Annotated in this window: 27 protein-coding genes; 15 read left to right on the top strand and 12 right to left on the bottom strand. The window is 65.4% G+C overall.

Features of this window, described 5'->3' with window-relative positions:
• Nucleotides 1-20 precede the first annotated feature (20 nt).
• Nucleotides 21-371 (top strand): hypothetical protein, encoded by a 351-nt coding sequence (locus ACSQ76_RS03690; RefSeq protein ID WP_306128460.1) that lies wholly within the window; start codon nt 21-23, stop codon nt 369-371.
• Between the two features lie 51 nt (nt 372-422).
• On the opposite strand, the gene ACSQ76_RS03695 is transcribed toward ACSQ76_RS03690, so the two are convergent.
• Entirely contained in the window at nt 423-1,592 is a 1,170-nt protein-coding gene (locus ACSQ76_RS03695) for a MalY/PatB family protein (protein ID WP_437155507.1), read from the bottom strand.
• 139 nt (nt 1,593-1,731) lie between these two features.
• On the opposite strand from ACSQ76_RS03695, the gene def (ACSQ76_RS03700) reads away from it, so the two are divergent.
• The 5 genes from def (ACSQ76_RS03700) to ACSQ76_RS03720 all read left to right on the top strand — a co-directional run bounded on the left by def (ACSQ76_RS03700) (nt 1,732) and on the right by ACSQ76_RS03720 (nt 4,337).
• Entirely contained in the window at nt 1,732-2,256 is a 525-nt protein-coding gene (gene def, locus ACSQ76_RS03700) for a peptide deformylase (RefSeq protein WP_437155508.1), read from the top strand.
• A gap of 4 nt (nt 2,257-2,260) precedes the next feature.
• The gene (gene def / locus ACSQ76_RS03705; protein WP_437155509.1) at nt 2,261-2,755 is read left to right on the top strand and encodes a peptide deformylase; all 495 of its coding nucleotides are present in this window, start codon (nt 2,261-2,263) and stop codon (nt 2,753-2,755) included.
• A gap of 20 nt (nt 2,756-2,775) precedes the next feature.
• Nucleotides 2,776-3,681, top strand: coding sequence for a methionyl-tRNA formyltransferase (gene fmt, locus ACSQ76_RS03710; protein WP_437155510.1), 906 nt, complete (start codon nt 2,776-2,778; stop codon nt 3,679-3,681).
• A 158-nt stretch (nt 3,682-3,839) separates the two neighbouring features.
• The gene (locus ACSQ76_RS03715; protein WP_437155511.1) at nt 3,840-4,082 is read left to right on the top strand and encodes a hypothetical protein; all 243 of its coding nucleotides are present in this window, start codon (nt 3,840-3,842) and stop codon (nt 4,080-4,082) included.
• A gap of 15 nt (nt 4,083-4,097) precedes the next feature.
• Nucleotides 4,098-4,337 (top strand): GlsB/YeaQ/YmgE family stress response membrane protein, encoded by a 240-nt coding sequence (locus ACSQ76_RS03720; RefSeq protein WP_437155512.1) that lies wholly within the window; start codon nt 4,098-4,100, stop codon nt 4,335-4,337.
• Between the two features lies 1 nt (nt 4,338).
• Here the strand turns inward: ACSQ76_RS03720 and ACSQ76_RS03725 are convergent, their stop codons facing one another.
• The 10 genes from ACSQ76_RS03725 to ACSQ76_RS03770 form a co-directional block, all read right to left on the bottom strand.
• Entirely contained in the window at nt 4,339-4,962 is a 624-nt protein-coding gene (locus ACSQ76_RS03725; RefSeq protein WP_306128452.1) for a trimeric intracellular cation channel family protein, read from the bottom strand.
• Complete coding sequence (gene rnhA, locus ACSQ76_RS03730) at nt 4,959-5,426, bottom strand: ribonuclease HI (protein WP_437155513.1); 468 nt, start codon at nt 5,424-5,426, stop codon at nt 4,959-4,961. Before rnhA ends, ACSQ76_RS03725 begins: the two co-directional genes overlap by 4 nt.
• Nucleotides 5,419-6,024, bottom strand: coding sequence for a class I SAM-dependent DNA methyltransferase (locus tag ACSQ76_RS03735; RefSeq protein ID WP_437155514.1), 606 nt, complete (start codon nt 6,022-6,024; stop codon nt 5,419-5,421). Before ACSQ76_RS03735 ends, rnhA begins: the two co-directional genes overlap by 8 nt.
• Entirely contained in the window at nt 6,021-6,473 is a 453-nt protein-coding gene (locus tag ACSQ76_RS03740; protein ID WP_437155515.1) for a DUF3429 domain-containing protein, read from the bottom strand. Before ACSQ76_RS03740 ends, ACSQ76_RS03735 begins: the two co-directional genes overlap by 4 nt.
• A gap of 61 nt (nt 6,474-6,534) precedes the next feature.
• On the bottom strand, nt 6,535-7,191 hold the full coding sequence (locus ACSQ76_RS03745; protein WP_437155516.1) for a CDP-alcohol phosphatidyltransferase family protein: 657 nt from the start codon (nt 7,189-7,191) through the stop codon (nt 6,535-6,537).
• Complete coding sequence (locus tag ACSQ76_RS03750) at nt 7,188-7,556, bottom strand: hypothetical protein (protein ID WP_437155517.1); 369 nt, start codon at nt 7,554-7,556, stop codon at nt 7,188-7,190. The genes ACSQ76_RS03745 and ACSQ76_RS03750 overlap by 4 nt, the downstream gene beginning before the upstream one ends.
• Entirely contained in the window at nt 7,553-8,503 is a 951-nt protein-coding gene (locus tag ACSQ76_RS03755) for a phosphatidate cytidylyltransferase (protein ID WP_437155518.1), read from the bottom strand. The genes ACSQ76_RS03750 and ACSQ76_RS03755 overlap by 4 nt, the downstream gene beginning before the upstream one ends.
• Nucleotides 8,500-9,156 carry a lysophospholipid acyltransferase family protein gene (locus tag ACSQ76_RS03760; RefSeq protein WP_437155519.1) on the bottom strand — a complete coding sequence of 219 codons (657 nt, stop codon included), beginning with the start codon at nt 9,154-9,156 and terminating at the stop codon, nt 8,500-8,502. The genes ACSQ76_RS03755 and ACSQ76_RS03760 overlap by 4 nt, the downstream gene beginning before the upstream one ends.
• 210 nt (nt 9,157-9,366) lie before the next feature.
• Complete coding sequence (gene ispH / locus ACSQ76_RS03765) at nt 9,367-10,317, bottom strand: 4-hydroxy-3-methylbut-2-enyl diphosphate reductase (protein WP_437155520.1); 951 nt, start codon at nt 10,315-10,317, stop codon at nt 9,367-9,369.
• A gap of 138 nt (nt 10,318-10,455) precedes the next feature.
• Nucleotides 10,456-11,019, bottom strand: a complete 564-nt coding sequence (locus ACSQ76_RS03770; RefSeq protein ID WP_306128443.1) for a LabA-like NYN domain-containing protein — start codon at nt 11,017-11,019, stop codon at nt 10,456-10,458.
• A gap of 158 nt (nt 11,020-11,177) precedes the next feature.
• On the opposite strand from ACSQ76_RS03770, the gene folK reads away from it, so the two are divergent.
• From folK to rnc, 9 genes are all read left to right on the top strand, one after another.
• Nucleotides 11,178-11,744 (top strand): 2-amino-4-hydroxy-6-hydroxymethyldihydropteridine diphosphokinase, encoded by a 567-nt coding sequence (folK, locus tag ACSQ76_RS03775; protein WP_437155521.1) that lies wholly within the window; start codon nt 11,178-11,180, stop codon nt 11,742-11,744.
• Between the two features lie 75 nt (nt 11,745-11,819).
• Nucleotides 11,820-12,173, top strand: a complete 354-nt coding sequence (gene rpoZ / locus ACSQ76_RS03780) for a DNA-directed RNA polymerase subunit omega (protein ID WP_306128441.1) — start codon at nt 11,820-11,822, stop codon at nt 12,171-12,173.
• Between the two features lie 38 nt (nt 12,174-12,211).
• Nucleotides 12,212-14,356, top strand: a complete 2,145-nt coding sequence (locus tag ACSQ76_RS03785; RefSeq protein ID WP_306128440.1) for a RelA/SpoT family protein — start codon at nt 12,212-12,214, stop codon at nt 14,354-14,356.
• A 19-nt stretch (nt 14,357-14,375) separates the two neighbouring features.
• Nucleotides 14,376-15,089, top strand: a complete 714-nt coding sequence (locus tag ACSQ76_RS03790; RefSeq protein ID WP_437155522.1) for a DUF2062 domain-containing protein — start codon at nt 14,376-14,378, stop codon at nt 15,087-15,089.
• Nucleotides 15,090-15,127: 38 nt separating this feature from the next.
• Nucleotides 15,128-15,898 carry a pyridoxine 5'-phosphate synthase gene (locus ACSQ76_RS03795; RefSeq protein WP_306128438.1) on the top strand — a complete coding sequence of 257 codons (771 nt, stop codon included), beginning with the start codon at nt 15,128-15,130 and terminating at the stop codon, nt 15,896-15,898.
• Nucleotides 15,895-16,338, top strand: a complete 444-nt coding sequence (locus ACSQ76_RS03800; protein ID WP_437155523.1) for an ABZJ_00895 family protein — start codon at nt 15,895-15,897, stop codon at nt 16,336-16,338. The genes ACSQ76_RS03795 and ACSQ76_RS03800 overlap by 4 nt, the downstream gene beginning before the upstream one ends.
• Nucleotides 16,339-16,526: 188 nt before the next feature.
• Nucleotides 16,527-16,928 carry a holo-ACP synthase gene (acpS, locus tag ACSQ76_RS03805; protein WP_306128436.1) on the top strand — a complete coding sequence of 134 codons (402 nt, stop codon included), beginning with the start codon at nt 16,527-16,529 and terminating at the stop codon, nt 16,926-16,928.
• A 113-nt stretch (nt 16,929-17,041) separates the two neighbouring features.
• On the top strand, nt 17,042-17,881 hold the full coding sequence (lepB, locus tag ACSQ76_RS03810; RefSeq protein WP_306128435.1) for a signal peptidase I: 840 nt from the start codon (nt 17,042-17,044) through the stop codon (nt 17,879-17,881).
• Between the two features lie 7 nt (nt 17,882-17,888).
• Nucleotides 17,889-18,578 (top strand): ribonuclease III, encoded by a 690-nt coding sequence (gene rnc / locus ACSQ76_RS03815; RefSeq protein ID WP_437158157.1) that lies wholly within the window; start codon nt 17,889-17,891, stop codon nt 18,576-18,578.
• Here the strand turns inward: rnc and ACSQ76_RS03820 are convergent.
• A complete protein-coding gene (locus ACSQ76_RS03820; RefSeq protein ID WP_306128433.1) occupies nt 18,575-18,994 on the bottom strand; it encodes a universal stress protein in 420 nt (139 codons plus the stop codon). The two genes, rnc and ACSQ76_RS03820, sit on opposite strands and share 4 nt — an antisense overlap.
• Nucleotides 18,995-18,997: the final 3 nt, after the last annotated feature.

Below are 18,997 nucleotides of genomic sequence, written 5' to 3' on the forward strand. Positions count from 1 at the left end.
TCTCTGCTCGGATGCCGGACATGACGACCTTTCTTTCCCCCGAAGTTCTTGCGGGCCTCGAAGAGGCGCGGATGCGCGGCTGGCAAAAAAGCAACCGGTTGCGCGTTGAGGCTGGCGCACAATCCCATGCGGTTCTGCGGGCCTGGCACGACGGTTTCGCGCTGCCCGCCGGGGCGGCGCCACACCTGCGCGGGCTGGTGGACCTTTATGACGGCGCGCGTCACCTCAAGCGGTGCCTGATCGTCGCGTCCGAGGAGGACGGCGGGGAGATCCGGTTTGAGTTGAAGGTGGTCAACGAGGCCTCGGGCGAGCAGCCGGTGGATTTCGAACGCCCCGACGACGCGCCTGTCGCGCTGATTGCGGAAGACTGACGCGGCGCGCCCCCGTGCCGGGATGGCGACCGGGGCGCATCCGGTCAGAGGCTATTGCAGGTCGGAAAACGCGTCCTGAAGCCGGGAAACGGCCTCTTCTACCCGCGCGCGGGTCGTGGCGATGTTGAAGCGCAGGAAGCTTTCGCCGCCGGTCCCGAAGGTCGGCCCGTGATTGGCCGCGATTTTTGCCGATTTTTCGACCCGGGCGGTGAACTCTTCGGGAGTCATGCCCGTGCCGGAGAAATCGACCCATGACAGGTAGGTCGCCTCCAACGGCATGGAGCTGAGGCCCGGAATGGCGTTGACGCCGGCGTCGAACGCCTTGCGGTTCGCATCGAGATAGGGCACCAGCGCGTCCACCCATTCCGCGCCGCCGGGCGAATAGGCGGCCTCGGCCATGACAAGCCCGAACGCGTTGGGTGACAGACCCAGCCCCGCCATGCGCTGGGCGAAGCGGCCACGCAGGGTTTCATCGGGTATGATCACGTTGCCGACATGGGCGCCCGCGATATTGAACGTCTTGGTGGTGGCGGTCATCATCACCAGCCTGTCGGCGATCCCGTCGATATGGGCCATGATGGTATGGTTTTGCCCCGGAAAGACGAGGTCGTGGTGAATCTCGTCGGACACGAGGACGAGGTCGTGCCGCCGGGCGAATTCGGCCACGCCTTGCAATTCTTCCCTGGTCCAGACCCGCCCGCCCGGGTTGTGCGGCGAACACAGGACCAGCAGTTTCTCGGACCCGTCGAGGATGCCGTCATAGGCGGCGAAATCCATCTCGTAGCGGCCCTCGTTGTTCGTCAGCGGGCATTCGACCACCCGCCGTCCCGCCGCAGTGATCACCCGTGCGAAGGCATGGTAGACCGGCGTGAAGAGGACCACCCCGTCGCCCGGCTGGGTGAACGCGTCGACGCACATGGCCGTGCCGTTGACCAGCCCGTGGGTGGTAAAGATCCAGGAGGGATCCACCTGCCAGCCGTGGCGGGTGTCCATCCACCACGTGATCGCCTTGCGATACCCGCTGTCATCGCCGTAATAGCCGAAGACACCGTGGTCGAGCATCCCGCGCAGCGCATCGCTGACACACTGCGGGGGGCGGAAATCCATGTCGGCCACCCACATGGCCAGCCCATCCTCGGCCGGCACGCCGTAGAGCTGTTCCATCTTGTCCCACTTGCTGCAGTTGCTGCCGCGGCGGTCGATCGGGTCGTCGAAATTCAAGGCTGTCTCCGGTGTTGGTGGCTTGGATCCTGGGCGCAAGCTATGGCGTTGCAGGCGCGGGCGCAATCGCCTAAAGCATTTGGCGCGATGGCCGGGTGCCCGGCTTCAAAAGAGTGCCACGAACGCATAGATAGGGCCGATGCTGCGACCGATCCTGATCCATCCCGACCCGCGTCTGAAAAAGGTGTGCGACCCGGTGTCCGACCTGAGCGACGATTTGCGCGCGCTGGCCGACGACATGCTTGAGACGATGTATGACGCGCCGGGCATCGGCCTGGCCGCGCCGCAGATCGGGGTGATGAACCGCTTGATCGTGCTGGATTGCGCCAAGGATGACGAGGCGGGCGAGCCGCCACGCCCGCTGGTGATGTTCAACCCCGAGGTGGTGGCGTCGTCGGACGAAACGAACGTCTACGAGGAGGGGTGCCTGTCGATCCCCGACCAGTTCGCCGAGGTGACGCGCCCCAAGGTGGTGGACGTGACCTGGATCGACCGCGACGGCAACGAACGGTCCGACACGTTCGACGGGCTGTGGGCCACTTGCGTGCAGCACGAGATCGACCACCTGAACGGCAAGCTCTTCATCGATTACCTTGGTCCGATGAAACGCCAGCTGATCACGCGTAAGATGCAGAAGCTGAAGCGCGAAAAGGCGCGGGGCTAGCCCCGTGGCCGTGCGCCCTTTCGTGCCCTGGCCGGACAGGCGGTTGCGCACGCCCGCGGCGGAGGTCAAGGCGGTGACGGAGGCCGAGCAAGCGATCTGGGAGGATATGATCGAGACGATGGACGCGATGCCCGGCGTGGGCCTGGCCGCGGTGCAGATCGGCGTGATGCGCCGGCTGGCCGTGGTGGATGCCAGCGACACGCGCGGACAGGCGGTGCGCATGGCCAACCCCGAGATCCTGCATTCCAGCATAGAGATGCGCGACCATGACGAGGCCAGCCCCAATTTGCCAGGTGTCCACGCGAAGATCAGCCGCCCGCGCGCGGTGACGGTGCGGTTCCTGAACGCGGATGGCGAGGTCGAGGAGCGTGATTTTGTCGGCCTTTGGGCCACCAGCGTGCAGCATCAGGTGGATCACCTCGACGGGCGGATGTATTTCGACCGACTGAGCAAGATGAAGCGTGACATGCTGCTGCGCCGCGCGGCCAAGCGACGCTGAACCAACGGCAGGAGAGTGTCATGCGCCTGATCTTCATGGGAACGCCCGAGTTTTCGGTGCCGGCGCTCGACGCGCTGGTCGCGGCGGGCCACGAGATCGCGGCGGTTTATTGCCAGCCGCCCCGGCCGGCGGGTCGCGGCAAGAAGGACCGGCCCAGCCCGGTGCAGGCGCGGGCCGAGGCGCTGCGGTTGAGGGTGCGCCATCCTGTCAGCCTGAAAGGCGCCGATGAGCAGGCCGCGTTCGCGGCGCTCGAGGCGGATGCGGCGGTGATCGTGGCCTACGGCCTCATCCTGCCGCAAGCCATCCTGGACTCGCCCAGGCAGGGCTGTCTCAACATCCATGCCAGCCTCCTGCCGCGCTGGCGCGGGGCGGCGCCGATTCACCGGGCGATCATGGCGGGGGATGACAAGACCGGCGTGTGCATCATGCAGATGGAGGCAGGGCTGGACACGGGCCCTGTCCTGTTGCGCCGCGAGACGCCGATCGGGGTGGAGGAGACCACGGGCGCCCTGCATGACCGTTTGTCCCGGATGGGCGCCGATGCCATCACCGAGGCGCTTGCGCGACTGAAGGATCTGACGCCCGAGCCGCAGCCGGAGGACGGTGTCACCTATGCCGACAAGATCGACAAGGCCGAGGCGCGGATCGACTGGACCCGACCTGCCGAAAAGATCGACCGTCAGATCCGCGGCCTCTCGCCCTTTCCCGGCGCGTGGATCGACCACGACGGCACGCGGATCAAGTTTCTTGCCTCGCGGATCGGCACGGGCAGCGGCGCGCCCGGCGAGGTTCTCGACGACGCGCTCACGATTGCCTGCGGCACGGGCGCGATCCGGGCCCTGCGCCTGCAAAAGGCCGGACGTGGGCCCCAGGCGACGGCGGACTTCCTGCGCGGCATTGCGCTGACCAGGGGAACCCGCCTCTGACCCGCCCCTTCCTCTGGCCCCAAATATCCCGGGGAGCGCGAGGGGCTGGCCCCTCGCCCCGGTCGGATTGCGCTCGCGCAATCCGAAACGCGCCGACACGCGCTTGCGTCCCGCCACGAAACAGGCCAGCATCCGGCCAGCCAAAGCGACGAGGCCGCATGTACCTTCAACTGTTCGGAACGGTCGTGATTGCCGGGATCGTCGGATATCTCAGCGAGAAGTCCGGCTTTACCCGCAACGGGACCCTGCAATCCATCATCATCTGCGTCGGCGGGGCCTTCCTGTTCTACTTCGTGCGGATCATGTTCGGGCTTCGCTTTGGTGCGCCGGGGGTGGATGCGATCATCTCGTCGATCGGGGCGCTGATCGTCATCCCGACCCATTGGCGCCGCGGGCGCTGACAACGGAGGGCCGCCATGGGGCTGATCTATCTCATCATCATCGGGGCCGTGGCGGGGTATCTCGCGACGCGGATCATGCGGTTCGACGCCGACCCGCTCGTGACCATCGGCATCGGCATGGCCGGCGCGCTGCTGGGTGGGTTGATCCTGCAAGGCATCCTGGCGTTTCTCGGTCTTCTGGGCGGGATCATCGGCGCGGTTCTGGGCGCGCTTGTCCTGATCTGGGGCTACCAGGCGTACAAGGCGCGGAAATAGCTCAGGCCCGCGGGGGGCGAGACCGGTAGACCGGCAGACGCCAGCCGAAGGCCAGTGAGCCTGCGCGCAGGGCCCAGGTTACCCCGGCACAGGCGAAAAGGGCGAAAAGTTCGCGATCGGTGACCATGAGCGCCCCCATCGCGGCCAGCGATCCGGCGAAGGCGGCGGTCACGTAAAGCTCGCCCTGTTTCAGCACCAGCGGCAGTTCGTTGCACACCACGTCCCGCATCAGACCGCCAAGGCAACCCGTGACCATTCCCATGATCACCACGATCGGCAAGGGCTGCGCCATCGCCAGCGCGGTGCCGACGCCCGCCGGCACGGCCACGGCCAGCGCCAGGCTGTCGAGCCACAACAGCAGGCGGTACCGGCTCTCGAACAGATGCGCGGTGAAGAAGATCAGAAGTGCTGCGGCACAGGCCGTGGCGATGAAACTGGGGTTGGCGATCCAGAAGATCGGGTTGCGATCCAGAAGCACGTCGCGCACCGTGCCGCCGCCCACCGCGGTGAGACAGGCGATGAAGGCAAAGCCCACAACGTCGAGCTGCGCGCGGGAGGCCACCAGAGCGCCGGTAAGAGCGAAGATCAGCACCGAGGCGTGATCGAGCAGGAAGAGCACGGTCATGCGCGGGACTTGCCCGGTTTGAACGGCGCCATGCCCGCGCGCGCCAGTTCGTCGGCGCGTTCGTTCTCGGGGTGGCCGGCATGGCCCTTGACCCATTCCCATGTCACGTCGTGGCGCCGGGCCGCCGTGTCCAGCCGCTGCCAGAGATCGACGTTCTTGACCGGCTTCTTGTTCGACGTCTTCCAGCCGTTGCGCTTCCAGCCGTGAATCCAGCCGGTGACGCCATTCTTCACATAGGCGCTGTCGGTGACGATGGTGATCCGCGTGGGCTTTGACAGGGTTTCCAGCGCGGTGATCGCGGCCAGAAGTTCCATGCGGTTGTTGGTGGTCTCGGCCTCGCCGCCGCTGAGTTCGCGCTCCTTGACGACCGCATCGCCCTCCTTGGCCTGGAGCAGCGCGCCCCAGCCGCCCGGGCCGGGATTGCCGGAACAGGCGCCGTCGGTAAAGGCGAAAAGATCAGCCATCGGTGGTCTTCCTTGCCAGGATCGTGACCCAGGGTGCGACGGTGCCGTCAAGGCCGGCGTCTGCGCCGGTTCGGGTCTCGAAGGGTGTCAGGCCCGCCTCCTGCAACAGGCCGGTCAGTTCATCCTCGGTGACATAGGTGTAAAGGCGGCCGATCCTGTCGCGCTGAGACCCTTCGCCGGTCTTCATGCCGATATGAAAGAGCCCGCCGGGCCGCAGGGCTGTGACCAGCGCGAAGAGGTGGCGTGGCAGGTCGGCACGGGCGGCGTGCAGCAGCGAGAAATTGGCCCAGATCGCGTCATAGGCCGACACGTCCGTCACGTCGTCGAAGGTTGCGAGCCGGGCGAACACGCCCGGCTGAGCGGCGGCGAGTGCGACCATTTCGGGCGTGGCATCCGTGGCCGTGACCGTATGGCCCGCAGCGGCCATGGCGGCCGAGGCGATGCCCGGGCCGCAGCCAAGGTCGAGTACGTGGCTGCCCATGGCGAGATGGTCGAGAAAGAGGCGCAGGACAGGGTCCTTTGCGGCATCCTTCGTCACGTCGGCATAGCGCGCGGCCTCGGCGCCGTAGACGCGGATGGTCTCGGCGTCGCGGCTCATTGCGTCAGGCCGATGACAAGGCAGAGCAGCACCATGGCAGTGATCGTCAGGCGCAGGCGCATCCACCAGCCGGGTGCCGCGCCGGCGCGCCAGAAATACCAGTCGAGGCCGAGAATGCCGGTGAAGCCAATCAGCAGCATGACCCCGGCATTATGGGCCCCGCCGCCCGTGGTGAAGAACACCCAGAGCGCGGGCAGAACAGACAGTACGTAGCCGAGATTGGCCGATGATCCGGTCATCTTCGTGGCAAAGCCCCAGAGAACCCCGGACATGAAGCTGAGGATCACCGTGCCATAGAAGAGGCCCGTATAGGGCCCGACGAACCGCGCGCCCAGCGTGCCCTGCGCCCAGTCCGACAGACCCGGCGACAGCACGGTCGCGGCGCTCCAGACGAACGGCAGAAGGCCGGCAAGGGCGAGGATGAGGGGCGTGCGGGGGATCTCGGTCACGGCGCGGGGCGGTCCTTGGTCGGTTGCGGTCGGTTCGGTTTAGAAGCCCGCCCGGACGGGATCAAGTGCCGGAACTGCCCGTCGGGCGGTCATTCAGGGCGCGGATCATGCGGACCGAACGGGAGACAACTGTCCAGCCCGTGCCGAGCACAGTGATGACCAGCGCCACAAGGAGCGCGTGGGCAGTGCCCCAAAGCCCGGTCTCGACAGCCGCCAGAACCGCGCCGCCGGTCAGGGCGGCCATGCGCTGAGGCTTGGCGAACGGACCGGAGAAATCGGAGCCCAACCCTTCGGCCCGGCCAAGTTCGCGAATATAGGCGGTGGCGATTGCCAGCGCGCCGCCAAGCAGGCCGAGATCAAGATACCCTGTGGCCAGCCCCGCTCCGGTGAGGATCAGAAGGTCGGCGACGCGGTCCGGCGCCTCGTTCCAGAACGGGCCGTCGGGTTCGGACTTGCCGCCTTCGACGGCGACCATTCCGTCGAAGAGGTTGCACAGCAACCGCAGCTGGCAGCAGAGCGCGGCAAGGAGCAGGAGGACGACGGCCCTGTTCACGGCGGTATGGGCGGAGGCCCAGAAAGCCAGGCAGGCCAGGGCGGCGAACAGGATCGAGCCCTGGCTGATGCGATTGGGCGTCAGCGATGTGCGGCCGAGCCAGCGGGCGATGCGGCGGGCCCAGCCGGTGTCGCGGCTGTTCAGGGGGCGGCGGGTGTTGGTCATGATGCATGTCTCAGGCGGTAATTGTAGAGCGCGGCGTAGCTGGTCGCGACCGTGACGGGCAGGGCGAGCGTCGTCGTGATTTCGGGCGTGCCGGCGGCATGATGCACGAGCGACAAAAGCGTGACCGATAGCGCGGCGCAGGTGAGCGGGGGCAGGACCAGGCCGGGCGCGCCGGAGAGGCGCGGCAGAAGGCGCTCGGTCACGGTTTTCAGCAGCAGGGTTATGCAAGCGGACAGCACGCCCTGAACCAGACCAGCGGTCAAAGGCGCGGGCATCGGATGGGCGGAGTTGGCCCAGACGGCCCAGCCGCCCATCAGGACGAAGCCGCCCGCCATGTGCGCGAAATTCGACCGCAGCAGGCTCACGTCAGCGACCAGTAGTACCGGGTCAGGTGAAAGAACAGCGGGGCAGAGAAGACAACCGAATCGAGCCGGTCGATGAACCCTCCATGGCCGGCAATCATGTGGCCCCAGTCCTTGACCCCGCGGTCGCGTTTGATCGCCGACATCACCAGCCCGCCGAAGAACCCCGCAAGCGTGATGACGAGCGACATGCCCGCCGCTTGCAGCGGTGTGAAGGGCGTGATCCAGAAAAGTGCCGTGCCGATCAGCGTGGCCGACGCCACCCCGCCGACCAGCCCTTCCCACGTCTTGGAGGGCGAGAGCGACGGCGCGACCGGGTGGCGGCCGAAAAGCTTGCCCCAGGTGTATTGCAGCACGTCCGACAGCTGGACCACGACGATGAGGAAGGCGATCAGCAGGACGTTGCGCGCCTCGAAGCCGGGAATGTCGAGGAAGAGGAGCGCGGGCACGTGACTGGCGCAGAAGACGCAGATCATCAGCGCCCATTGCATCTGGCTGATGCGGACGAGGAAGTTGCGGCTGTCGCCTTGCAGCACCGCGATGATGGGAAGGATGAGGAAGGCGTAGACCGGGATCAGGAGCGACCACATGCCGTACCATTCGTACCAGATAAGCAGGTATTGCGCGGGCAGGATCACGAAGAAGGCGGTCGCGATGGCCCAGTGATCGGAGGCGCGGCGGGTTGTGAGGGTGACGAACTCGCGCAGGGCGGCGAAGGATGTGAAGGCGAAAAGCGCGATAACGCCGCCGCGCCCGGCGAGGAAGGCCACGGCGAGGAAGGCGGTCATGCCCCACCATGCGAGGATGCGGGCGTTGAGGTTCTCGATCGTGGCGTTGGTGCCATCGGGCGCGACGCGCTGCTTGAGCACGTAGCCGAGGCCGCTGGCCACGATGAGGACGCAGAGGATGCCGGCCAGAACGGTCAGGAAATCGGCATGTGTTTCGGTCATGCGGGGGCCTCTTCGGCGGCGTCACCCGCAGGGGCCAGTGCCAGCAGGGCGGCCTCGGCACGTTTCAGAAAATCCTTGCGCGCCTCGCCGGGCTCGGCCCGCATCGGCGCGCCGAAGGTAACGGTGCACAAAAGCGGAATCGGCACGAGTTTGCCCTTGGGCATGACGTCGTTGAGGTTGTCGATCCAGACGGGAACGAGGTCGACCTCGGGACGGGCGTCGGAAATGTTGTAGAGGCCGCTCTTGAAGGGCAGAAGGGGCTTGCCCGTGGTGTTGCGCGTACCCTCGGGAAAAATGATCAGCGAGGCGCCGGTATCGAGCCCTTCCAGGATGAGGTCCATCGGATCGCGGGTGCGGTCCTGGGCGTTGCGGTCGATCAGCACGGCATTGAAGACATCGCGGCCGATGAAGCTGCGCAGCGGCGACGTGAGCCAGTAGTCGGCACCGGCGACCGGCCTGGTCTGGGCGCGCAAGGTGGGCGGCAGCACGGTCCAGATCAGGATGAAATCGCCGTTGGAGGTGTGATTGGCGAAATAGACGCGCTGCGTCGGCACGGGCTCGGAGCCGTCCCAGATGGCGCGCACGGCGGTGATGAGCCGGGCGAAAGTGGTGATGGCGCTGCCCGTTATCCAGGCGAGGAAGCTGCGTGTCAAAGGATCGTTCCCGTCTTTCGAGGGAAACCTACAGTCACGGTGGGAATTGAAAAGGCAGGAAAACCTGACTCGCGATCAGGAGGTCCCGGGTCAGGCCCGGGACGGGCGGCGCAGGTGGCGCCGTCGCGCGTTTTCGAGTGACGTTGTGCTGGCGGCCCGGGAACGGATCACACGTATTCGCGCCAGTAAATACAGCGGCGGGCCATGTGATCAGGCCGGTTCGCGCAGAACCCGCGGGACCTTGAATTCGACGTTCTCTTGCGCGGTTTCCACCTGTTCGACGGTGACGTCATAGCGGTCGCGGAAGGCGTCGATGACCTCGTTTATCAGCACCTCGGGGGCCGAGGCGCCTGCGGTGATGCCCATTGTGGTGATGCCTTCGAGTGCGCGCCAGTCGATATCGGCGGCGCGTTGCACGAGTTGGGAATAGGAACAGCCGGCGCGGGCGCCGACCTCGACCAGGCGCTTGGAGTTGGACGAGTTGGGGGCGCCGACCACGAGCATCGCCTCGGCCTTTTCGGCCATTGCCTTGACGGCCTCCTGCCGGTTGGTGGTGGCGTAGCAGATGTCTTCCTTGTGCGGCCCGGTGATGTCGGGGAACCGGGTCTGGAGAGCGGTGACGATATCGGCGGTGTCGTCGACCGATAGGGTGGTCTGCGTCACGAAGGCCAGGCGGGCGGGATCGCGGACCTTAACATGCGCCACATCCTCGGGCGTTTCGACGAGCAGGACGTCGCCGTCCGGCAGCTGGCCCATGGTGCCGACGGTCTCGGGGTGGCCGGCATGGCCGATCATGATGATCTGAAGGCCGTTCGCGGCGTGGCGCTCGGCCTCGATATGCACCTTGGAGACGAGCGGGCAGGTGGCATCGACATAGACCATCTGACGCGAGGCGGCCTCGGCCGGGACCGACTTGGGCACGCCGTGGGCGGAGAAGATCACAGGCCGATCATCGGGGCATTCGTCAAGTTCCTCGACGAACACGGCGCCCTTGGCCCGCAGGTCGTCGACCACGTACTTGTTGTGGACGATCTCGTGCCGGACATAGACCGGCGCGCCCCATTTGCCGAGCGCCATCTCCACGATCTTGATCGCGCGGTCGACTCCGGCGCAGAAACCGCGCGGCGCGGCGAGGTAGAGGGTGAGGGGCGGCTTGGTCATGGACACTCCTGTTCACTCTCCAGACCTAAGGGCTGTGGCGTGCGGCGTCCAGAGGGGGCGGGGCAAAGGAGGTTGGCGTCTGTCGGCGCGGGACGTCGGAATGCCCGCGCCCCGGCCGTTACTTCGGCTTGCGATCCGTCAGGCAGAGGCCTGCTGACGTTCCGTTGCATCCTCGCGCGGGGGGCGCCCGATGACTTCCTTCAGGTCTTCAAGCTCGATGAAATTATCGGCCTGACGACGCAGGTCGTCGGAGATCATCGGTGGCTGGCTGCGGATGGTCGAGACGACCGAGACACGCACACCCTGGCGCTGAAGGCTTTCCACCAGCGGGCGGAAATCGCCGTCGCCGGAAAACAGGACGATGTGGTCGATGCGGGGCGCGAGTTCCATCGCGTCGACGGTCAGTTCGATATCCATGTTGCCCTTGACCTTACGGCGGCCCTGGCTGTCGGTGTATTCCTTGGCCGGTTTCGTGACCATCGTGAAGCCGTTATAGTTCAGCCAATCGACCAGCGGGCGGATCGGGGAATAATCGTCGTTTTCCAGAAGCGCCGTGTAGTAGAAGGCGCGGAGCAACTTGCCACGGCGCATGAATTCCGTTCGCAGAAGCTTGTAATCGATATCGAACCCCAACGCCTTGGCGGCCGCGTACAGGTTCGAGCCGTCGATGAACAGCGCAAGCCGTTCGTCCTTGTAAAACATTAAAATGTCCTTCCGCATGTGATTGCTCTGCCGCGACGATGTACTAAACGGTGTACGAGTGAGTGGATTGGGAACCCGACAGAACTAGGCGCTGTACTTAGAAGTTTAGTGGGACCTTCGCAAGACCGTTAGATAAAGAACAAGGATAAGGCCGCGGCATGTCTGAGCAACACTATCTGATCGCCTTGGGCGGGAATTCGCCATCCGATGCGGGGGCGCCCCGTGCGACGTTGCACGCCGCGCTGACGCGGTTGCCCGGCATGGGAGCGCGGGTGCTGGCGGCCAGCCGAATGTACCGCACGCCATGTTTCCCAGCAGGGGCAGGGCCGGATTACGTCAATGCGGCGGCGCGGCTGGCATTCGATGGGAACCCTGCAGAACTCTTGCTACTTCTGCACGAACTGGAAAACCGGTTCGGGCGCGCGCGGGTTCAGCGCTGGGGCCAGCGGACACTGGATCTGGACCTGCTGGCGGCGGGGGACAGGATCTTGCCGGACCGTGAGACGTTCGACGCGTGGCAGGGCCTGCCGCTGGAGCGGCAGATGCGCGATGCGCCCGACCGCCTGATCCTGCCCCACCCGAGACTGCACGAGCGGGGGTTCGTGCTTGTCCCGCTGAATGACGTCGCGTCAGACTGGGTGCATCCCGTGTCGAACCTGACCGTGGCGGCAATGCTGGCCGCCTTGCCGGAGGATCAGGTCGCCGAGGTGGTGCCGCTGGACTGATTCTCTGCTTGTAAACCCGTGACGGAGGCTTTAAATGAAGGGCTTCTTGAGAGATTTGCCCTATCCGGAGGCCCCATGGCGCGCGTAACCACTGAAGACTGCGTTGACAAAGTTCCGAACCGCTTCGACCTGGTGATGCTGGCGGCGCACCGCGCACGTGAGATCTCGTCGGGTTCGCCGATCACCGTGGACCGCGACAACGACAAGAATCCGGTCGTGGCCTTGCGCGAGATCGCCGAGGAGACGCAAGGGGCCGACGACCTGCGCGAACGCCTGATCGAATCGAACCAGAGCCAGATCGAGGTCGACGAACCGGAAGACGATTCCATGGCACTGCTGATGGGCGAGGAAACCGAGAAGCCGGCCGATGACGACATGTCCGAAGAGAAGCTGCTGCGCGCGCTGATGGAGGCGCAGGGCCAGGGTTGAACCACGGCCCAGGCGGCGGATGACGGAAAGCGGACCGGATGATTGGTGCAGATACGCTTGTCGATCTTGTCCGCGCCTACAACCCCAAGAGTGATGCATCTCTGATCCGGGCAGCCTATGCCTTTGGCCAGGAAATGCACGAGGGCCAGACCCGGCATTCGGGCGAGCCCTACTTCAGCCATCCCGTGGCGGTGGCGGCGATCCTGACCGAACAGCGGCTGGACGATGCCACCATCATCACCGCCCTTCTGCACGACACGATCGAGGACACCCGCGCGTCCTATAACGCCGTGGCGGAGCGGTTCGGGGGCGAGATCGCCGATCTGGTCGATGGCGTCACCAAGCTGACCAACCTGCAACTTTCCAGCACCGAGACGCAGCAGGCCGAGAATTTCCGCAAGCTGTTCATGGCTATGTCGAAGGACATGCGCGTGATATTGGTGAAGCTGGCGGACCGGCTTCACAACATGCGCACGATCCGGGCGATGCGCCCCGAGAAGCAGCTGAAGAAAGCGCGCGAGACGATGGACATCTTCGCGCCACTGGCGGGCCGGATGGGCATGCAGTGGATGCGCGAGGAACTGGAAGACCTGGCGTTTCGCGTGATCAACCCCGAGGCGCGGGCGTCGATCATGCGGCGGTTCATCACCCTGCAACGCGAGGCAGGCGACGTGATCGAGCGGATCACCGGCGACATGCGGCTGGAATTGCAGGAAGCCGGGATCAAGGCAGAGATCCTGGGCCGGGCCAAGAAACCCTATTCGATCTGGCGCAAAATGCAGGAAAAGGAGATGGGATTTTCCCGGCTGAGCGATATCTACGGGTTCCGGATCATCACCGCGGCCGAGGATGACTGCTATCGCGTGCTGGGCGTGATCCACCGTCGCTGGCGGGCGGTGCCGGGGCGGTTCAAGGATTACATCAGTCAGCCCAAGTCGAACGGCTATCGTTCGATCCACACGACGGTATCGGGGCGCGACGGCAAGCTGGTGGAGGTGCAACTGCGCACCCGCCAGATGCACGAGGTCGCAGAGACGGGCGTGGCGGCGCACTGGTCCTACCGGGACGGTGTGCCGGCCGAGAACCCTTTTGCCGTCGATCCGGCCAAGTGGATCTCCAGCCTGACCGAACAGTTCGACAGCGAGGAGGACCACGACGAGTTCCTCGAGGCGGTGAAGCTGGAGATGTATGCCGACCAAGTGTTCTGTTTTACGCCAAAGGGCGACGTGGTGAAGCTGCCGCGCGGTGCGACGCCGATCGATTTCGCCTATGCGATCCACACCCGCATCGGCAATGGCTGCGTCGGCGCCAAGGTGGACGGGATGCGCGTGCCGCTTTGGACGCGGATCAAGAACGGCCAGTCGGTCGAGGTGATTACCGCGGACGGTCAGACGCCGCAGGCGACGTGGCTGGATATCGCCACCACGGGCAAGGCGCGCGCGGCAATCCGCCGGGCGCTGCGCGAGGTGGACCGGGACCGCTATATCCGGCTGGGCCGCGAACTGGCGCGCGCGGCGTTCGAGCATGTGGGCAAGAAACCAACCGACAAGGCGCTGGAACGCGCCGCCAAGACCCTGCGCCTGAAAGGCCGCGACGAGGTTCTGGCGCGTCTGGGCAGCGCCGAGCTGACCACCAGCCGGGTTCTGAATGCGGTCTACCCGGACCTTGCGCCGGATACGGGCAACGAAGTGGGGTTGGACCGGGCGGTTATCGGGCTTGAACCGGACCAGCGATTCGACCGCGCGCCGTGTTGTCAGCCTCTGCCCGGCGAGCGGATCGTCGGGATCACCTATCGCGGCAAGGGCGTGGTGGTGCACACGATCGACTGCGAGAACCTGCAACGCTACGAAGAGCAGCCAGATCGCTGGATGGACCTGCAGTGGCATGGCGGCACGCACGCGGCCGTCTACGAGGCGACCCTGGATGTCACGATCGGGAACGACGCCGGCGTGCTGGGACGTATTTGCACGTTGATCGGAGAGCAGAAGGCCAATATCTCGGACCTGACATTCGTGGACCGCAAACCGGATTTCTACCGGCTGCTGATAGATGTCGAGCTGCGCGATGCGGAACACCTGCATGGCGTGATCTCGGTTCTGGATGCCGAAAGCGACGTGGCCACGGTGGAACGGTTCCGCGATCCCGGCCGGCTGGCGGCCAGTAGCGGAACGGAACAAAGCTGACCCGAAGGAGCCGCGCCCCGTGGTTTTCAAACGCCGTGACAGACTGCCTTGGTGGAAGGCCACGTTACGGTTTCTCTGGCCGAGATCGGGTTGGACGCGGGCTTTTCACTATGTAAAGCACCGGGTGCGGCGCCTGCCGGACCCGCCGCACCGGATCGCGCGGGGCATCCTGGCCGGCGTGTTCGTCAGCTTCACGCCTTTTTTCGGTCTGCACTTTCTCCTGGCTGCCGTCGTGGCGTGGATCCTGCGCGGCAATATCGTGGCCGCGTTGCTGTCGACCTTTTTCGGCAACCCGCTGACATTCGTGTTTATCGGGGCGTCGTCATTGCAGACGGGATATTTCCTGCTGGGCCTGCGCAACAATCCCGAGCTGGAGGCGCATGGCTCGCTTGGGAGCAAGTTCGTGGATGCGGGGCGGGACCTGAAGGATAACCTTTGGGCGATCTTCAATGAACAGAGCGCCGACTGGAGCCGGCTGACGGTTTTCTATGAAGAGGTGTTCTTTCCCTACATGGTTGGCGGGCTGATCCCGGGCACGATTGCGGGCCTGACCTGTTACTATGTCAGCCTGCCGCTGATCCAGGCCTACCAGAATCGCCGCCGGGGGATGCTCAAGGCCAAGCTGGCCTCGATCCGGGAAAAGGCGGCCGAGAAAGCCGCCGAGAAAGCCGCCGCGAAAGAGGCCAGGGGCAAGCGCAAGGACAAGGCTGACGCGGAGATCGAGAAGCACTAGGGTCTGAAGCGAGTCGTGCATCTGTAGCGGGAGAGGTCATGAGCGACACCGGAAAACTGCGCCTTGGCGTGAATATCGACCACGTGGCGACCGTGCGGAACGCCAGAGGCGGGGCCTATCCCGACCCGGTCCGCGCCGCCAAACTGGCCGAGGAGGCCGGGGCGGACGGGATCACGGCGCATCTGCGCGAGGACCGTCGGCACATCTCGGACGCGGATATCGACGGGCTTATGGCGGCGCTGAAGCTGCCGCTGAATTTCGAGATGGCGGCGACCGACGAGATGCAGAAGATCGCGCTGCGCCACAAACCGCACGCCGTGTGCATCGTGCCGGAAAAGCGCGAGGAACGCACCACCGAGGGCGGGCTGGAAGTGGCGCGCGAGGAAAACCGGCTGGCGCATTTCATCGCACCCTTGCGCGAGGCGGGCTGCCGGGTGTCCATCTTCATCGCCGCCGACCGCCGCCAGATCGAGGCGGCCCACCGGATCGGCGCCGAGGTGATCGAGCTTCACACGGGCGCCTATTGCGATGCCCATGCGGAGGGACATTTCAAAGAACGGGACCGGGAGCTGGAGTGCCTGCGAGACATGTCCGCTTTCGCCCATTCTCTGGGGCTGGAGGTGCATGCCGGTCACGGGCTGACCTACGATACGGTAAAGCCCATCGCGGCGTTTCCCGAGGTCATGGAGCTGAATATCGGGCATTTCCTGATAGGAGAATCGATCTTTCGCGGGCTGGGGCCGGCGATCGGCGAGATGCGGCGGCTGATGGACGAGGCGCGCAGCGACGCGTTGCGGACGGCCGGATGACCTGGCTGCGCTACGGGGTCGTTTTCCTGGCGGTCGCCATCGGCGTGGCGCAGGTTGTACGGCTGTTGGACATAACCAAGGACGAGATGCTGGGATCGGCGGCGCAGATCATGGTGCCGGCAATGATCGCCGCATTGATCGAAGGGCAGCAATATGTCCGCCGCCACGCGGCGCTGCCCGGGTCGGGCGGGGCATGGCGCTTTGCCTTCATCGCGATGGGCGTGGCAACGGTTTTGAACGTGGCTCTGACTTATGCCGGACCGACCGTGGCGCCGGAATTCGCCAAGCTGGCCATCGCCGCGCCGGGATCGCAGCAATTCGTGACGCTGCTGTTGATGTACGCGGGGGGCTATCTGCTGGCCAACCGGTTCTTTTTCGGGATCGGCGCGGGCAACACGATGAGCCGCGACAAGGCCCGTAACGAGCGGCCCGGAAAATGACAGGTGGCGTGGCTGATGGCCGATGCCTGCATCCGGAGGGGGCCGTCGCATCTTGGCGCGGCTGGGCTTTTTGATCTTGCCGGGTCACGCTTTGGCGGTGTTGGGGAGAGCGTCGGTCCGGGGCTGGCGCTTGCTTGGGCTTTGGTTGTAAGTTTCCCCCTGTTTTCAGCCGGATAAGGGGCGCACTCATGATCCTGGGAATCGGCACGGATCTTGCGAATATCGACCGGATCGCCGGCACGCTGGAGCGGTTCGGCGACCGGTTCCGCAACCGCGTCTTCACCGACGTGGAGCAGCGCAAGGCCGAGCGGCGCCGCGACGTGGCCGGCACATACGCCAAGCGGTGGGCGGCCAAGGAGGCGTGTTCCAAGGCGCTGGGCACCGGCCTGCGCATGGGCATCGCCTGGAAGGACATGGCGGTCAGCAACCTGGAGACCGGGCAGCCGGTGATGAAGGTCACGGGCTGGGCCGCGGAACGGCTTGCGGAAATGACGCCCGAGGGGCACGAGGCGATCATCCATGTCACGCTGACAGATGACCATCCCTGGGCGCAGGCCTTCGTGGTGATCGAGGCGCGGCGGGCGACGTGAAGCACCTCTGCGTGGTGGTGTCGCAGACCGCAACCCGGGCCGCTGACGCGAGCGTGGCTTGACACCCGTCCCCCCGCCCCGCATGTAGCGCAGAAGAGCAACCGGAGGCAGGCATGGCCGAAGAATCCAAGACATCGAGCACGATCTGGGAGACCATCAAGACGGTGTTCTGGGCGCTGCTGATTGCCGGTGTTTTCCGCACGATCCTGTTCCAGCCCTTCTGGATCCCGTCCGGGTCGATGAAGGACACGCTGCTGATCGGGGATTTCCTGTTCGTCAACAAGTTCGCCTATGGCTATTCCTATGCGTCCTGCCCGAACATCAAGATCGAGCGGATCGGGCTGGATATCGACGCCAAGAACATCTGCGGGTTCCTGGATGGCGACAACACGCGGCTCTTCGGCTCGGAACCCGAACGTGGCGACATCATCGTGTTCCGTCACCCCAGCAACGGCACGGATTACATCAAGCGCGTCGTGGGCCTGCCCGGCGAACGTATCCAGATGAAAGAGGGCGTGCTGCATATCAACGGCGAGCCGGTCGAACTGGAAGATGCCGGAAACTTCGAGGAAGTGCTGGAGCCGCAGGGGCCGCTGGGCAAGACGCCGCGCTGCGCCAATGGCGCGGTCGGCGTGGGCGGTATCTGCGAAAAGGAACGCAAGATCGAAACCCTGCCGAACGGCGTGTCGCACAGTATCCTGAACGTGGGTCCTCAGCGCTACGACAGCACGGGAGTCTACGAGGTGCCGGACGGGCATTATTTCTTCATGGGCGACAACCGCGACAATTCCACCGATAGCCGCGCGCCGCTGACGGCCCCGGGCGGGGTGGGGTATGTTCCTTTCGAGAACCTGATCGGACGCGCGGACCGGGTGATCTTTTCCTCCGCAGGCCGGTCGATGCTGTTCTTCTGGACATGGCGCGGCGACCGCTTTTTCGAAAAGCTGGACTGATGCAGTGATGAAGCTCTCAGGCGATCTCAAGGCTTTCGAGAGCCGCCTGGGGCATGCGTTCGGGCGGCCCGAACTGCTGGTGCGGGCCGTGACGCACGGGTCGATGACCACGGCCAACCGGGATGACAACCAGCGGCTGGAGTTCCTGGGCGACAGGGTGCTGGGGCTGGTGATTGCCGAGGCGCTTCTGGAAAGCGACAAGGGCGCCGCCGAAGGCCAGCTTGCGCCGCGCTACAACGCGCTGGTGCGCAAGGAAACCTGCGCCGAGGTGGCGCGGCAGATCGACCTTGGCGCGGTTCTGAAACTGGGCCGGTCCGAGATGATGTCGGGCGGGCGGCGCAAGCAGGCGCTGCTCGGCGATGCGATGGAGGCGGTGATCGCCGCCGTCTACCGCGATGCCGGGTTCGATGCGGCGCAGGAGGTGATCCTGCGGCTGTGGGGGGACCGCGTGACATCCGTCAAGGCCGATGCGCGGGACGCCAAGACCGCGCTTCAGGAATGGGCACAGGCGCAGGGGCTGGCCCCGCCCGTCTACGCGGAGACCGCCCGCAGCGGGCCGGACCACGCGCCGCAATTCACCATCGAGGCGCGGCTGGAGAACGGCGAGGCCGAGCAGGCGACCGCCGGGGCCAAGCGGCAGGCCGAGCAGACCGCCGCGAAAGCATTGCTGGCGCGGGTGACCGCCAAAAGCTCCTAGCGTATGACGATGACCGACTGGTTGGCATGGCGGGTGATCCGCGCAGCGTTGGGGCCGACGAGGTAGTCGCGCAACTCGGGCCGGTGCGCGCCCACGACGATCACGTCGGCGCCGATCTTGTCGGCCGTGCGCAACACGCTGTCATAGATATTTCCCTCGGTCACATGCACATGCGCCTTGCCGTCGAAGGCGCCATCCGTCCAGTCTTTCAACGCCTTTTCGGCGGCGCCTTTTGCGGAGCGGTTATAGTCGCCCTCAAACGCGGCCCCGACCATGTTCATGCCGCTGCCGGGAACCACGTTGATGACGTGGATTTCGGCGCCGTCGCCGGCGGCAAGCAGCCTGGCCGCCTGTGCCAAACGGTTGGCGCCTTCCATCGCGTTGATATCGATCGCCAGCAGTAGTTTCTGGAACATCGC

It is taken from the genome of Roseovarius sp. B08, assembly GCF_051417955.1.
Lineage (GTDB): Bacteria > Pseudomonadota > Alphaproteobacteria > Rhodobacterales > Rhodobacteraceae > Roseovarius.

What these genes read in the sequence shown, in the direction of transcription:
- ACSQ76_RS03785 (WP_306128440.1), top strand. Translation starts at nt 12,212, where the DNA reads ATGATTGGTGCAGATACGCTTGTCGATCTTGTCCGCGCCTACAACCCC.
- ACSQ76_RS03800 (WP_437155523.1), top strand. Translation starts at nt 15,895, where the DNA reads ATGACCTGGCTGCGCTACGGGGTCGTTTTCCTGGCGGTCGCCATCGGC.
- fmt (WP_437155510.1), top strand. Translation starts at nt 2,776, where the DNA reads ATGCGCCTGATCTTCATGGGAACGCCCGAGTTTTCGGTGCCGGCGCTC.
- ACSQ76_RS03735 (WP_437155514.1), bottom strand. Translation starts at nt 6,024, where the DNA reads ATGAGCCGCGACGCCGAGACCATCCGCGTCTACGGCGCCGAGGCCGCG.
- lepB (WP_306128435.1), top strand. Translation starts at nt 17,042, where the DNA reads ATGGCCGAAGAATCCAAGACATCGAGCACGATCTGGGAGACCATCAAG.
- ACSQ76_RS03690 (WP_306128460.1), top strand. Translation starts at nt 21, where the DNA reads ATGACGACCTTTCTTTCCCCCGAAGTTCTTGCGGGCCTCGAAGAGGCG.
- rnc (WP_437158157.1), top strand. Translation starts at nt 17,889, where the DNA reads ATGAAGCTCTCAGGCGATCTCAAGGCTTTCGAGAGCCGCCTGGGGCAT.
- rnhA (WP_437155513.1), bottom strand. Translation starts at nt 5,426, where the DNA reads ATGGCTGATCTTTTCGCCTTTACCGACGGCGCCTGTTCCGGCAATCCC.
- ACSQ76_RS03715 (WP_437155511.1), top strand. Translation starts at nt 3,840, where the DNA reads ATGTACCTTCAACTGTTCGGAACGGTCGTGATTGCCGGGATCGTCGGA.
- acpS (WP_306128436.1), top strand. Translation starts at nt 16,527, where the DNA reads ATGATCCTGGGAATCGGCACGGATCTTGCGAATATCGACCGGATCGCC.
- ACSQ76_RS03770 (WP_306128443.1), bottom strand. Translation starts at nt 11,019, where the DNA reads ATGTTTTACAAGGACGAACGGCTTGCGCTGTTCATCGACGGCTCGAAC.
- rpoZ (WP_306128441.1), top strand. Translation starts at nt 11,820, where the DNA reads ATGGCGCGCGTAACCACTGAAGACTGCGTTGACAAAGTTCCGAACCGC.
- ACSQ76_RS03820 (WP_306128433.1), bottom strand. Translation starts at nt 18,994, where the DNA reads ATGTTCCAGAAACTACTGCTGGCGATCGATATCAACGCGATGGAAGGC.
- folK (WP_437155521.1), top strand. Translation starts at nt 11,178, where the DNA reads ATGTCTGAGCAACACTATCTGATCGCCTTGGGCGGGAATTCGCCATCC.
- ACSQ76_RS03795 (WP_306128438.1), top strand. Translation starts at nt 15,128, where the DNA reads ATGAGCGACACCGGAAAACTGCGCCTTGGCGTGAATATCGACCACGTG.
- ACSQ76_RS03725 (WP_306128452.1), bottom strand. Translation starts at nt 4,962, where the DNA reads ATGACCGTGCTCTTCCTGCTCGATCACGCCTCGGTGCTGATCTTCGCT.
- ACSQ76_RS03755 (WP_437155518.1), bottom strand. Translation starts at nt 8,503, where the DNA reads ATGACCGAAACACATGCCGATTTCCTGACCGTTCTGGCCGGCATCCTC.
- ACSQ76_RS03745 (WP_437155516.1), bottom strand. Translation starts at nt 7,191, where the DNA reads ATGACCAACACCCGCCGCCCCCTGAACAGCCGCGACACCGGCTGGGCC.
- ispH (WP_437155520.1), bottom strand. Translation starts at nt 10,317, where the DNA reads ATGACCAAGCCGCCCCTCACCCTCTACCTCGCCGCGCCGCGCGGTTTC.
- ACSQ76_RS03720 (WP_437155512.1), top strand. Translation starts at nt 4,098, where the DNA reads ATGGGGCTGATCTATCTCATCATCATCGGGGCCGTGGCGGGGTATCTC.
- def (WP_437155508.1), top strand. Translation starts at nt 1,732, where the DNA reads ATGCTGCGACCGATCCTGATCCATCCCGACCCGCGTCTGAAAAAGGTG.